This window comes from Ruegeria sp. CDSC085 (assembly GCF_059610465.1).
The window spans coordinates 1-13,186 of record NZ_JBXWNR010000035.1 but is presented as its reverse complement, the minus strand read 5'-3'; the positions used below and the strand labels follow the sequence as shown (position 1 = coordinate 13,186).

Annotated in this window: 12 protein-coding genes and 1 pseudogene; 7 read left to right on the top strand and 6 right to left on the bottom strand. The window is 51.8% G+C overall.

The genetic code is table 11. The annotated features are described in order from the left end of the window. The first annotated feature begins 124 nt into the window (after nt 1-124). Entirely contained in the window at nt 125-2,470 is a 2,346-nt protein-coding gene (locus tag AC2FJB_RS22365) for an arylsulfatase (protein WP_496721099.1), read from the top strand. Between the two features lie 232 nt (nt 2,471-2,702). Here the strand turns inward: AC2FJB_RS22365 and AC2FJB_RS22360 are convergent, their stop codons facing one another. From AC2FJB_RS22360 to AC2FJB_RS22345, 4 genes are all read right to left on the bottom strand, one after another. Then, nucleotides 2,703-3,650, bottom strand: coding sequence for an ornithine cyclodeaminase family protein (locus AC2FJB_RS22360; RefSeq protein ID WP_496721097.1), 948 nt, complete (start codon nt 3,648-3,650; stop codon nt 2,703-2,705). 602 nt (nt 3,651-4,252) lie between these two features. After that, a complete protein-coding gene (locus AC2FJB_RS22355) occupies nt 4,253-4,732 on the bottom strand; it encodes a hypothetical protein (RefSeq protein ID WP_496819115.1) in 480 nt (159 codons plus the stop codon). Nucleotides 4,733-4,752: 20 nt separating this feature from the next. Next, on the bottom strand, nt 4,753-5,793 hold the full coding sequence (locus tag AC2FJB_RS22350; RefSeq protein ID WP_496721093.1) for a PLP-dependent cysteine synthase family protein: 1,041 nt from the start codon (nt 5,791-5,793) through the stop codon (nt 4,753-4,755). A 104-nt stretch (nt 5,794-5,897) separates the two neighbouring features. Then, on the bottom strand, nt 5,898-6,446 hold the full coding sequence (locus tag AC2FJB_RS22345; RefSeq protein ID WP_496686303.1) for a DUF6512 family protein: 549 nt from the start codon (nt 6,444-6,446) through the stop codon (nt 5,898-5,900). Between the two features lie 229 nt (nt 6,447-6,675). Here AC2FJB_RS22345 and AC2FJB_RS22340 point away from each other — a divergent pair, with 229 nt between their 5' ends. Beyond that, nucleotides 6,676-7,104 carry a c-type cytochrome gene (locus AC2FJB_RS22340; RefSeq protein ID WP_496721091.1) on the top strand — a complete coding sequence of 143 codons (429 nt, stop codon included), beginning with the start codon at nt 6,676-6,678 and terminating at the stop codon, nt 7,102-7,104. Nucleotides 7,105-7,522: 418 nt separating this feature from the next. Then, nucleotides 7,523-7,939 (top strand): c-type cytochrome, encoded by a 417-nt coding sequence (locus tag AC2FJB_RS22335; protein WP_496721089.1) that lies wholly within the window; start codon nt 7,523-7,525, stop codon nt 7,937-7,939. Between the two features lie 147 nt (nt 7,940-8,086). Here the strand turns inward: AC2FJB_RS22335 and AC2FJB_RS22330 are convergent, their stop codons facing one another. After that, complete coding sequence (locus AC2FJB_RS22330; protein ID WP_496721087.1) at nt 8,087-9,790, bottom strand: alkaline phosphatase family protein; 1,704 nt, start codon at nt 9,788-9,790, stop codon at nt 8,087-8,089. Nucleotides 9,791-9,908: 118 nt separating this feature from the next. On the opposite strand from AC2FJB_RS22330, the pseudogene AC2FJB_RS22325 reads away from it, so the two are divergent. After that, nucleotides 9,909-10,104: pseudogene (locus AC2FJB_RS22325) on the top strand (transposase); the annotation flags it as partial. Nucleotides 10,105-10,546: 442 nt separating this feature from the next. On the opposite strand, the gene AC2FJB_RS22320 reads toward AC2FJB_RS22325, so the two are convergent. Beyond that, nucleotides 10,547-11,434: a LysR family transcriptional regulator gene (locus AC2FJB_RS22320; protein ID WP_496721083.1), complete on the bottom strand. Its 888-nt coding sequence runs from the start codon at nt 11,432-11,434 to the stop codon at nt 10,547-10,549. Nucleotides 11,435-11,537: 103 nt separating this feature from the next. On the opposite strand from AC2FJB_RS22320, the gene AC2FJB_RS22315 reads away from it, so the two are divergent. From AC2FJB_RS22315 to AC2FJB_RS22305, 3 genes are all read left to right on the top strand, one after another. Further along, entirely contained in the window at nt 11,538-11,828 is a 291-nt protein-coding gene (locus AC2FJB_RS22315; RefSeq protein WP_117870815.1) for a putative quinol monooxygenase, read from the top strand. 26 nt (nt 11,829-11,854) lie between these two features. After that, the gene (locus AC2FJB_RS22310) at nt 11,855-12,868 is read left to right on the top strand and encodes a zinc-binding alcohol dehydrogenase family protein (protein WP_496721081.1); all 1,014 of its coding nucleotides are present in this window, start codon (nt 11,855-11,857) and stop codon (nt 12,866-12,868) included. Beyond that, nucleotides 12,869-13,186: VOC family protein (locus tag AC2FJB_RS22305; RefSeq protein ID WP_496721079.1), on the top strand; the 318-nt coding region annotated here is incomplete at its 3' end.

Below are 13,186 nucleotides of genomic sequence, written 5' to 3'. Positions count from 1 at the left end.
TTGGCGGTTACGATGAGCCAGAAACCCTCTCTTATCAAATCAACCTAAACTGTCCCATTGGTGCTGACGTCAGACAATAATTGCCCTAAGTCCGATTGCAGTGTTGGCACAGGATGCCCCGGTTATGAAAGAGCCTCTCGGCTATCCAGGCTTCAACGGGAAGATCGAGTTGGATGTCAGAGACTCTCAGTCAGACTGGACGCCGTTCACGCCAAAGGCTGCACCAGAAGGTTCTCCCAATATCCTGTTTGTCCTTTATGACGACACAGGTTTGGGTGCTTGGTCCCCTTACGGTGGAAAAATCAACATGCCGACGATGGATGATCTTGCCGAACAGGGACTGACGTTTACTCAATGGCATACCACTGCACTGTGTTCACCAACGCGTTCGACACTGTTGACCGGCCGCAACCATCATCTCAACGGGATGGCAGCGATCACGGAAACCGCGGACGGGTTTCCGGGGGCCAGCGGACGGTTGCCTCCGCAAGTGACCACAATAGCTGAAGTATTGCAGGCCAATGGTTATAGCACATTCTGGATTGGCAAGAATCACAACGTCCCCGAGCAGGACGTCGCTTCGGGTGCAAGCCGCACAGAATGGCCGTTGAACCAGGGCTTCGACCGATTCTATGGATTCCTGGGCGGAGAAACCAACCAATGGTATCCTGACCTTGTCGAAGATAACAGTTTCATAGAACAACCCTATGGCCCAGAAGACGGCTACCACTTGTCCAAGGATTTGGCCGACCAGGCTATTTCGATGCTGCGCGACCAGAAAGCGACAAACCCATCAAAGCCTTGGTACATGTGGTTCAACCCTGGCGCCAATCATGCGCCCCATCACGCATCAACGGAATGGTCCGATAAATATAAAGGCGTCTTTGACGAAGGTTATGACGTTTATCGTGAAGAGATTACCAAAGCCATGATCGAAAGGGGAATTGTACCTGAGGGCACAGTCAATACGGAGTTGAATTTCCTGCCCGAGGAGATCGCCAATCCGGATGACACCATTCGCCCGTGGGACACTCTCAATGACGACGAAAAGAAACTTTTCGTTCGCATGGCCGAAGTTTACGCAGGATTCTCGGAATATACCGACAGTCAGGTTGGGCGAATTGTCGATTACCTGAAAGAAACAGGACAGTATGAAAACACCCTGATCATCTACGCCGCCGACAACGGAGCCTCTGGTGAAGGGTCTCCAAATGGATCTGTTAACGAGAACAAATTTTTCAACGGCTTTCCGGACGAGTTGTCTGAGAATATGAAATACCTCGACACGCTGGGCAGCCCAGACACCTATAACCACTATCCAACAGGCTGGGCCGCTGCCTTCTCAGCTCCGTTCAAGATGTTCAAGCGCTATTCGAATTATGCTGGCGGAACCAATGATCCGCTGGTCATGTCCTGGCCAAACGGCATCAGCGATGGGGGAGAAATCCGTCACCAGTATCACCATTCGGTTGATATCGTTCCAACTATTCTGGAAATCACCGGGCTGGAGATGCCCACGACAAACAATGGCGTCGAACAATACCCTCTATCCGGCGTGTCGATGGCATACACGTTTGACGCGGAACCGGACGATCCCACCCAAAAAGAGGTGCAATACTACACGATGCTTGGTACGCGCGGCATCTGGAAGGATGGTTGGAAGGCTGTCGCCGTTCATGCGCCGCTGACCGGGACAAGCAACTTCGATAAAGATGTTTGGGAACTTTATCACGTCGACGTCGACCGTTCCGAAGCAAACAACCTCGCCGAACAGGAGCCGGAAAAGTTGCAAGAGCTGATCCAAGTCTGGTTTGATGAGGCTGCCAAGAACAATGTATTGCCTCTCGACGACCGAAGCGCAGTGGAGATCCTTGGAATCGAGCGTCCAACGGCCGAACCCCCACGTGACACCTATGTCTACTATCCGAACACGACCTGTGTGCCAGAAGGCGTAGCCGTCAACATACGTGGGCGGGACTACAAGATCCTCGCGAATGTCGAGATCGAAGATGCAGACGCGAGCGGCGTGATTTTTGCCCACGGCTCACGCTTTGGCGGCCATGCATTGGTCGTGAAGGACAAGAAGTTGTACTACACCTACAACTTCCTAGGAATTGAACCCGAACAGACCTTTGAATCCAACGCAGAGCTGGAACCCGGCACCTACACGCTGGGAATGGAGTTTGACGCGACTGGCACCGGTGACAACGGTGAGGTCTTGGGATCGATGAACCTCTACATCGATGATCAGGAGGTGGCTTCGGGTGACATGCGCGCGCAATCTGGCAAATTTACGCTGTCCGGGGATGGGTTGTGCATCGGATACGATAGCGGTGACGCTGTCAGCCAACTGTACAGCACACCGGGAGAATTCGAAGGCGGAACAATCCAGAAAGTGGCCGTATCGGTGTCTGGCGACAGCTATGAAAGTCTGGAAGCCGCTGCGAAACGGATGCTGAAGCGGCAATAAACGGCACCATGCAAGGAAATGGGGTGCGCAAGTAGCGCACTCCTATCAACTGAAATCTGCAATCAAGTATCTCGATAACAAATTACCCGTCCAGTTTAACATTGCGGTGCCAATTCGTATGTCCGTTTTGGGCTGCGACCAACTAATTGAACTGATCGCAGAGAACGGCAAATCTGGGCCCAAAGCGACCATTCCGTTATCTAAATAAAAGTGGGTGTTCATGTCTTTGGCCTCACTTCACGGGTTTTTCGGTGAACCGGCGAACTGCGAGGACCGAAGCAGCATAATCCCCCAATGAAATCCCTCTGAAAGCAAAAGCCGCCGGTTTATTGCGTGCTCGGACTTCGACTTTGCCAGTGACCAATTCCGTCAAGTCGCCGGCAATTTGCTCGTATGGCAACATCGGCTTGTCGCTTTCCAATTCCTGAAAACGGTCGTCGACAATTACCGGTTTGAAAGCAGTCATATGCGCCGGCACCCACGGGATGCACGCATCAGTTATGGTGGCGAAGGCAGTCGGCTTCAGCCATCGGGCATCCAAGAAGGGTTCAATAGAGTAGTCCAACGTTATCGATGTCACTATCAGTTCGGCATCACTCAAAGCGTCTTTGGCATTGTCGCATGTTTCGGCTTCGAGACCCATGCCGCGAGCAAAACGACAAAGCTTGTCGGCATTCTCTTTACCACGCCCGAACACGCGAATTCGTTTCAGGGGAAATAGTTCTGAAAACGCGACTAGGTGGGAGTGAGCCTGCACACCCGCGCCTACAAATGCCACCGTCTCGGCATGAGGGTCAGCAAGCCGGCGCGCTGCTACCACTGACAGCGCCGCAGTTCTGACTGCCGTAATCCAATTCGCCCCCAAGACCGCGCGAAGTTGTCCTGTTTGCGCATCCATAACCATGATGGCACCGTTTATCGCAGGAAGACCCCTCGCCGGATTATCCGGACACACTGTAACCTGCTTGGTCACGATGAATCCATCATCTCCCATTGCCAAAGTTGACATTGCATAGCGCCCGTCGGCGGGCAAGATGACTGTCTTGGGAGAAGTGTGAAGCTTTCCATCTGCCTTGGCTATTAGGGCAGCCTCGATGGCATCGGCAACTTCAGAAGGTTGGATGCCTAAACCCCCGAGATCGTCGTCAGACAGGTAGATTAGGGCGTTCTCAGAAGTCACGGCGTCCCTCACTTAAGCAATTTGGCTTTCTCACTGAATACCTTGTTTTCGGCAGTTCTTCCTATCGGCTTACCCTCACAGAAGTATTTAGGCTTTAGCTTTCAATCGCCCGATCCAATGCCCAGAAAAGAAATGCGACTTCATTTTTCTGAAAACGTGAACCTGGCCGAACGTCTGATTTGCTCGCAATTCGAAGTTTACAATATCTCTTTGAAGGTCGGCTTAGAGTTCGGTGCTGCCGTTCTCTGAGGTGAGCATCACTGGCTGCTTGCGGCTCGACGCGGTTATTCACTAGCGGGTCTTGCGAATCCAGAGAAACGAAACAGAACCGCAAAGATTTTGCACCACATTTTGCCAAGATTTATCGAATCCGTCACAAGATTGAGAACTTATTTGGACGGCTGAAAGAGCGGTTCCGGGTCGCGACCCGTTATGACAGGTGCTTTATCATCTTCATGTCTGCCATCGCCCTCGCGAAAAAGTTTTTTGTTTCGGTAATAAGTTGAAATTTTAGGAAATCGTCGTCGAACAGATAAAGCTCGATCCAAAAGTTCTGGCCCATTAGGCCAAGCGCGTAAAACAACCGCTAGCGCTGCGCGGTCTTACTCTGGCGACGAACCTACGGTTAGAATCTTCCCATTACTCCAAACCAGAGCCTCGTAACAAACCTCTGCTCCTGCGCCTCCGCACCAACCACCGTCTCGTCCAATAAGCAGTATACGGTCAGGCCCCCAGTCAATAAGACGCCAACCCGTTGCCTGCCATGACATGGTCTCATCGTCGACGATAAGATTGAGCATGCAACCCCCTGTTCCGCAGTACATAGAGGCAGCAGAAGAGCAGGAATACTGGCTTTCATCTACGAGTTCAGCCTTAACCGCGCCAAACTGTGAGCGCAGCTCGATCTCGGTCACAGCGTCACCCTGATCAAACTCTCCATTCTCGAAGTTTTTGCAATCAGCAGCCGCGTTTTCGATGATCCGTTGTGCTTCCTTGGAGGCGGCCAAAACTGTTGTGGCGCAAAACATCACGGCGACCATTGATGCTAGAAGCGCTGCAAACACAAATTTCATCCTTTTCATGCCGTCCTCTTCGTTTGAATTCAGTGATATCTCGCCAAATTAGCTTCGTAAGAAGCGGTTTCGCCGAAGTTTTCTATCACCCATTCCGGATCGTAGTAGGTGTCGAGATAACGGTTTCCGTCGTCACACAGAATAGTGACAATGGAGCCAGATCGTCCGGCAGCCTCCATCTCTTGCGCAATTTGCAAAGCCCCCCAAAGGTTTGTGCCTGTTGATGGGCCCGCCCGCCGCCTGATCCGATCTTCAAGCCAGAGCATAGTCGCAATGCTTGCCGCATCCGGCACTTGGATCATACGGTCGACTACATCTGCCAAAAATGACTTCTCTACCCGGGGACGTCCGATACCTTCAATACGACTTGAACAGGGGCGGGTCAGGGTCCTGTCTCCAGTTCGAAAGCTATCAAAAAACACTGAGTTTTCGGGGTCCACAACAATCAATTCACTGTTAAAGCCTTTGTAGCGAATGTACCGCCCCAACGTTGCTGAAGTTCCGCCAGTGCCCGCGCTCATCACAATTACCGATGGAATTGGATGTGGCTCTCGTTCCATCTGACGAAAAAGGCTTTCTGCAATGTTGTTGTTGCCTCTCCAATCCGTCGCCCGCTCGGCGTACTTAAACTGATCCATGAAGTAGCCACCGACTTCAGCTGCCAGTTCAACCGAGGCCTTGTGCATGTCCGGCGCCGCATCGACGAAGTGGATTTCCCCACATTGGAACCGGATTAGGTCGATTTTGCTCTTGGCGGTAGATTTTGGGAGAACCGCGGTAAAAGGCACTCCGATCATACGGGCGAAGTAAGCTTCTGAAACGGCAGTGCTGCCAGACGAGGCTTCGATTACACGTGTCCCTTCCCTTATTTTCCCGTTTACAAGCGCATAGAGGAAAAGCGAACGTGCCAGCCTGTGCTTGAGGCTGCCAGTGGGATGTGTACTTTCATCCTTGAGATAGATGTCTACGCCCTTCAGCCCCCGGACGGGAAGCTTGAAAAGGTGCGTATCGGCAGAGCGGTGAGCATCTGCATTGATCTTGGCAATCGAATCCGAAATCCAACGGTCCATACCTATACTCAAACGCCCTGTTCAAGGCCCGTCAAGCTTGGGAAAATCGTTTTTTTAATTCATGGGGATGCAAGCATGCGTCGCCAATAGGACCGACTGTCCATCTAACGGGCAGGAATACCTATCGTGCCAGAATGTGCTTCAATGAACAGCCAATGATTAAGAGGGAAAAATGTTAGGGTACTATAGGCGACAGCTTGAACCCCAAGGAGAACCAGGCCGAATACATGAATGAGTGCACGCATTCGATCTTCGTAAGCAAGCAACAGAATTGACACGATCTGGCCGATGCAAATTGCTGCAACAAATATTCCAATATCAATCAACAGAAAGTTGCGCTCAAATATCGCTGTGTATGCTGTGAATACTATTACAATCAAAATAGCAGTAATTGCGAGGCTAACTCCTTTAGCACTAAATACGTCCCTTCTTGTAAGTCGGGGTGGAAGCGGCATTAGGCAGGCCCAAAACAATCCTGGCCAAAAAGCCAGCTTTAAGTGTTCCCAAATTGACTCGTTGACAGCTGCCACAAGCGCCACTGGCGTCCAACTTCCTAGCAAAACAAATGCAAAGTGCAGCCCGGACCCGAGTAGGATCATTAGGATCGCCCCTATCGCTTCGAGCCAAACTATTCGGGACGAGGTTTCCAGCATGTTTGGATCTCCCAATCCAAATTGTCGTATACTTTGTTTAGATTCTCAAAAGTGAAATGCCCACAGACATAGAAGGTCTAGAAATAGCTTTCACCGCCCATGGTGAGCGGCAATGTCCATGTCCTTGTAAGAGTTTGTAAAGTTGACCCTTCCTGATTTTTAACCGCAGTTGCTGTCATTGCCATGCGCTATAATAGACCGTAGGCTGGATTAAAAACCGGGGTAGAGCATGCACGCTAAAAGGTGGGTTATTTTGTCGGCTGGATTTATTGCTCTGGCCACAGTGTCGTGTACAGATCTGTATCCTGACGCCGACGTCATGCCCACTCGCGCTGATGGGGCGACCTTTTTCTCAGAAAACTGTACTTCTTGTCATGGTGTGGATGGTAGAGGCGGTGGACCGGCAAGCAGCGGTCTTTCCGTTGCGCTAACAGATTTGACAACATTGAGCGTGGAGAACGGAGGCACTTTCCCTCAAGCACGGGCACTAAGCTACATCTATGGCGACCCAGAAAACAGCCATCTTGCTCGGGTTATGCCGGAGTTTGGCGGGGAAATGGCGGAAGACCTGGTTCCGGTTGAAATCGAGGGTGTCTTGACGCCCACTCCGCGCGAGTTAGCAGGGTTATTGTTTTTCTTAGAAAGCATCCAACAGTAGATTAGTGTTCTTGGCGCTAGGTCAGCAATTGACCGTTTGCCGGTGTTCTGGACTTGCACCTTTTTTGACCCGGTGACTATTGCAGGCCTAGCATTGTGAAGCGCCGTTGTCAGCTAGGCGAAAGCAGACACTCAAGATCTTTTGGCCGAATTGGCAAGTCGAGCCCAGTTCTGGCTAAATGCGAGTTGACATATGATTTATGTCAAAGAGACGAACGTGATTACATGCTAAATTTCGAATGTTAATTGGTGATGCTGTTCTGAGCTCGCTGCTGCCTGTCCCCATCAATCGGTTTTGGGCCACAGGATAGCGAATGTTATATGGTAAAGGACCGATGTTGACCGGGGGAAGATGTCGGTCCATTTCTGTTGTAGTAAACTCTCGTATAACAAAGGACCTCCGGCTTATGCGGCACTTCATGATCGTTGCGAGCATAGTCATTTCTTTGGCTGCAACGATATCTGCGGCCGACGATTTTTCGGACCTTGGCAAAGACCTCTTTGTTAAGCATTGCGCCAGATGTCACGGAATCGATGCATCCGGAAAAGGACCTGACGCAGCTGCTTTGAAAACAGAGCCTGCTGATTTAACAAAGATTTCCGACCGAAGGGGGGGCGTGTGGCCCATGTTGGAGGTCATGTCGATCTTGGACGGTTACTTGAAAGTACAAGAACCTCGCGATGACATGCCGGTAATCACCGAATTGAATGACGGCCCTGCTGTCGAATTCGATACGGGCAACGGTTTGGTTACGCGTATTCCTTCCAGACTTATCGAAATTGCTGAGTATTTGGAGAGTATTCAGTCTCCGAAGCCAGAACGTTATGTTCCGTGAAGATCTGCTCCGCAGCTGAGTACGCTAAAGAGTGCTGCGTTGGGCGGGTGCCGTAGTTGCCAGGAAGCTGCGAATATGCGGATAACGTGTGGAAGATGCCGTCTAGCCCAGCGCGCTTCGATATCAGGTCTCGCGCTTTACAGCGGTCTAATCCAAGACTTCTTGTAGTACCTCACCACTCGCACCATTAGGACGTGCCGTGCTCAATAAGGCAGAAAGTGTGGATGCGAGAGCAGTCGTGCAAACCCGGCGTGCGACCCGTTGTGGTTTTAAGTTCGGTCCAGCAAAGATAATCGGCACATGTGTGTCACCGCGCCACGGTGACCCGTGGGTGGATGTGACGGACAGACCATCAAAGTCTGCGATGAACCAACCGGGTTTGAAGACTACGTATATGTTCCCGGATCGGGTGGGATGATAGTTGTTGCGGACCAGGCGCATGATGCCGGTATCGGGCAGGGTGTTTGCTTCGATAGCCGTACCGGGGACGGCGAATGCCACATCGGGAAAGGATAGAAGCTCTTCTGCAATAGCTGACTCCAGCGTGGGTAAATCGATATCACTGCGAGCCAATACTTCGGGGGCGATATTGAGATAGGGGTGATTATAACCCTCAAGCAATTTCCCGGTGATCCGAAACCGCTCCTTAAGCTTGGCTATCTGTTCCGTCGGGTCCCAGGTATCTGGAGCAACAAGGCCAGTTCGGATGCCAACACTCTCCAAATAGCCCGGCGCATCAGTGGTGCCGTGGTCCGCCGATAGAACGATCAAAATGTTTTCCAGCCCGATCCGGTCGTCGATAAACGCGAAGAGATTCATGAGAGTCTGATCGAGGCGGTATATCGTGTCCTCGGCTTCAAGACTGGAGGGGCCAAACACATGGTTGACGTAGTCCACGGACGAGAAGCTAATCGCCAGATAATCCGTTACCGCGTCTTGCCCGATATCCTCGGCATCAATCAATCGTTTGGCAAATTGCGCCGTCAGATCGTCGCCAGCGGGACTAAGCGTTAAAAAGGTCGTAAAGTAGGGGTTTTCTAGCGGGTCAAACCCATTTTGCGTCGAAGAATAGCGATGAGGAAAGGTTATGCCGAACCCGGCGACATCCGTCTCCCATGGTTGGTTGTCGCGGTCGCCAAAGAGATAGGCTTCCTTTGGGTGCATCAATTCCCAAGAGGTTCCTTCAAAGGAGGCGCTCGGCGATGCGTCATTCCAGGCGGAAACCCAATCCGGGTATTTGTCGTAATAATAGGAGCTTGTGACAAAACGATTTGCGGCTTTTGAGAACCAGAAGGCTTTGCCGCTTTGTCCCGCCATTGTAATAGCCCCACGGTCTTTGATTGAAACTCCAAAGACCTTGGCCGCACCAGCAGTGGAAGCGCTTAGTTCGTCCGAAAGCGTCGTAACAAGCATAGCGCGTGGTGACCGCCCATCTGTGCCAGCTGCCGCCTGTGTTGGGTCAATTTCAATATCGTTATTGACGCCAGCACCATCTCCAAGAAGCGGAGCGGTGCTGTCTTCAACGTTGTAGACAACGCGGTCCAAGGTTCTGTCGAACCAGATGTTTCCGATCATCCCGTGCACTGCCGGTGTTGCCCCGGTCGCCAATGTAGCGTGTCCGACAACCGTCTCTGTATTGGCATGGCAGTGATGGGCGTCCAGATAGTGTACACCGTTTTCTAGTAAATACTTAAGGCCACCCTCCCCAAGATTCTCAAAGTAGCGTGCCGGTAGATCGCCCCGAAACGCGTCAACGGTCAGCTGCAAAACGAGGCGAGGAGGTTGTTGCGCATACGCAGGAGCGACTGCAACCAACCACAAAGACAAACAAGTTCTTAATGATTTGGTCATAGTGTTTCCTTTCGCTGCATCGTGCATCAGGTTAGCCGCGACCGCAATTGCGGGCTAGGTCGTGTTGACAAAAGGAATTCACGCCGAGGTTTAAGTATTATTCAAGCTGGTATCTGCAATGGAGACCAGCTTGCCACGAGACCTGATGTCGGACAAGGAATGGACGTTCTTGAAGCGTGTTATCATGGCTGTCCGCGCCCTGAACGGGCGCAAAACCCACGAACCACCGCCGTGTTCTCGATGGGATTTTCTGGATCGCCCGGACTGGTGCCCCTTGGCGAAACCTTCCCGAAGAGTTCGGCAAATGGTCGAGCGATTAACCTCGCAATTGAGTTGCGTTGTTCGATTTTGGGGTGAATTGCTCCAATCAGAATGCACTTTTGATTGAGTTTCGGTGCGTTCAAGTTGATCGAGCCACTGTACGGCTATCGACAATTGAGCGCGTATAGTGAACCGTGCAAACTAATGCGCAAATGCTGTGCAATATTATGGGCGAAGACACCCAGATTTTCTGAATAAAATTAATGATAGGGATGCAGCGCTATGCGCGTCCCTACAGATGTTGTGGAAGTTCGATATCGGGTTCATCTGCCTTGGAATCGTTATGATCTCAGGTGGTAAAATGTGGTTTGAGGATCGAATGGTCTGGGTCTGGCGCGACTTCCAAAAAGGTTGTGGGTCGATGAGTGATCTTGAAACTGAACGCTGAAGAATTGCCTTATTGGAACAGTTCGCAGCTGCCTGTTCCCGTTTGGGTCAGATCGCACCCATTTTCCGGCGTAGATACTGCGCGAACTCTGCCACTCGGCGAGGTTGGGCTCGGCCGGGTGGAAACATCATTTGTAGCGGCTTGGGTGGTGGGAGGAAGTCGCCTAACAGTGCCACAAGCTTTCCGGCTCTGACATCATCGCCAACATCCAGTTCCGACTTCAACACAATGCCGTGGCCTGCCAGAGCCCAACTGCGGATAAGCGAGCCATCATTTACAATTCGGTTTCCCTTGACCGGGACATGCCGGCGCTCTCGGCCTGAGCCAAACTCCCAAACGTTGTCGAGCGAACTACCGAAACGCATTATCAGACAGTTATGATTTGCGAGGTCTTCGGGCCGTTCTGGTGCTCCGTACTTCGCCAGATAGCTGGGTGCTGCGCAGACGAACCGCTGGTAGCTTCCGAGGTTACGTATTCGAAGTGAGCTGTCGGTGATGTCCCCAAACCGAACAGCCAGGTCAAAACCCTGACCCACGAGATCGACATAGCCATCGGATAGCGACAGTTCTATTGACATAGCCGGGTTCTCTTCGGTGAATTCAGCGATCACGTCAGAGACAACACCACGACCTAAATCAATGGGCGCACTGACGCGGATCAGGCCAGAAAGGGTTTCGGCGCCGAGGCGAATGCGGGTGTCGAGGTCTGTGACTTCACTGAGAACGCTCTTGGCGCCATCGACCAGAACCCGGCCCTCTTCGGTCAAACTGATTGAGCGTGTCGTTCGGTTGAACAATACCACACCGTAGTGTGTTTCCAGCGCAGCGAGCCGTTCGGAGACAGTTGTGCTCGATAGACCTGTCTCTCGGGCCGCCGCGACAAGGCTGCCTTTCTCGGCGATGGTCAGGAAGAGGCGGAGGTTGTCGAGTAGCATTAGTCGGTATTTCCGGATTATATTTCCGATGAATGTCTGTTTATCCCGTTTCGTCGGCGGCGTAAATCTACAACGTCAATCAAAACAGCAAAGGAACGACCTGATGGCCAAGCTGACCATTGTCGCCAACATCAAAGCCAACCCCGGCAAGATCGACCTTGTCAAAGCAGAGCTCACCAAGCTCATCGACATCACCCGGTCTGAAAAAGGTTGCATCAACTACGACCTGCACCAAGACAACGATAACCCGGCTCATTTCGTGTTTTATGAAAATTGGGAAAGCCGAGAGCTTTGGCAAACTCATATGGGGGCCCCACATCTGGCTGCATACATGGCGGCGACAGACGGAGCGGTCGCCGAATTCACATTGAATGAGATGACCGTCATCGGTTGATTTTGAACCAGAACGAGGAGCACGCCATGAAAGCTGTTGGATTTCGTAGGGCCGGGCCAATTGATCAGGCGGATGCATTGATCGAATTCGAAGCAGACAAACCCACCCCGTCAGGTCATGATTTGCTTGTCGAAGTGCAAGCCGTTTCGGTGAACCCGGTCGACACAAAAATTCGGCAACGACGTGCTCCTGAGGGTCCCGCACCTGACATTCTAGGGTGGGACGCCGTAGGGATCGTTGAAGCCGTTGGCGAAGAGGTCGAGACTTTCAAACCGGGAGACACCGTTTGGTATGCCGGGGCGATCAATCGGCCTGGAACCAATGCCGAATACCATCTTGTGGATGAGCGCATCGTGGGGGCTGCTCCTAAATCCATACCTGCATCAGCGGCTGCGGCGATGCCGCTTACGACGCTCACTGCTTATGAGATGCTGTTCGACCGCTTGCGAGTCCAAGATGCCATTCCCGGCGGGACAAATACCTTGCTGGTTATAGGTGGCGCAGGCGGTGTCGGGTCAATCACCATTCAATTGGCCCGGGCTCTCACTGAATTGACAGTGATAGCGACGGCGTCCCGCCCCGAGACACAAGACTGGGTTCAAGAGCTTGGCGCACACTATGTCATAAACCATGCGGAACCTTTTGGCATACAACTCGGGGCTCTCGGTATCGAAAGTGTGGATTTCATCTATTCAACGAACCATTCCCAGCTTTATGCGTCTCAAGCCGGAGAGGTGATGACACCTCAAGGTCGCTTTGGGTTGATCGATGATCCTGAGACTTTTGACATCGCGCCATTCAAACCCAAATCGATCTCTTTGCATTGGGAGTTCATGTACACTCGGTCGCTGTTTGGGACTGGAGATATGAATCGTCAAAGCGAAATACTGAATCAGGTTGCCGGGTTGATAGACGATGGAAAGATCAGATCCACAGCAACCGATACACTTGGTACAATCAATGCTGCAAACTTAATGAAAGCGCATGCTATCCTCGAAAGTGGCAAGGCCAAAGGAAAGCTCGTGCTTGAGGGTTTTTAGATGAGAATTGAGCGACTAGATCATGTGAATATCGTGACAACTAAGTTGTCTGACATGGTTACTTGGTATGAAGAGGTCTTGGGTTTGAGACTCGGGGTTCGTCCTGATTTTCCGTTTCCTGGAGCATGGTTGTATGCGGGTGATGACGCCGTGCTCCACCTGGTGGGTCAAGAAGGAACACCTAACGTCGGCTCCGAAGTGAGGCTCAAACTCGAACATTTTGCGCTCTCAGCCACAGGGCTGAGACCATTTGAAGAAAAACTGGCATCACGTCAGATCCAGTATCGCAAAACCGAAGTCCCAGGGCCCCGCATGATC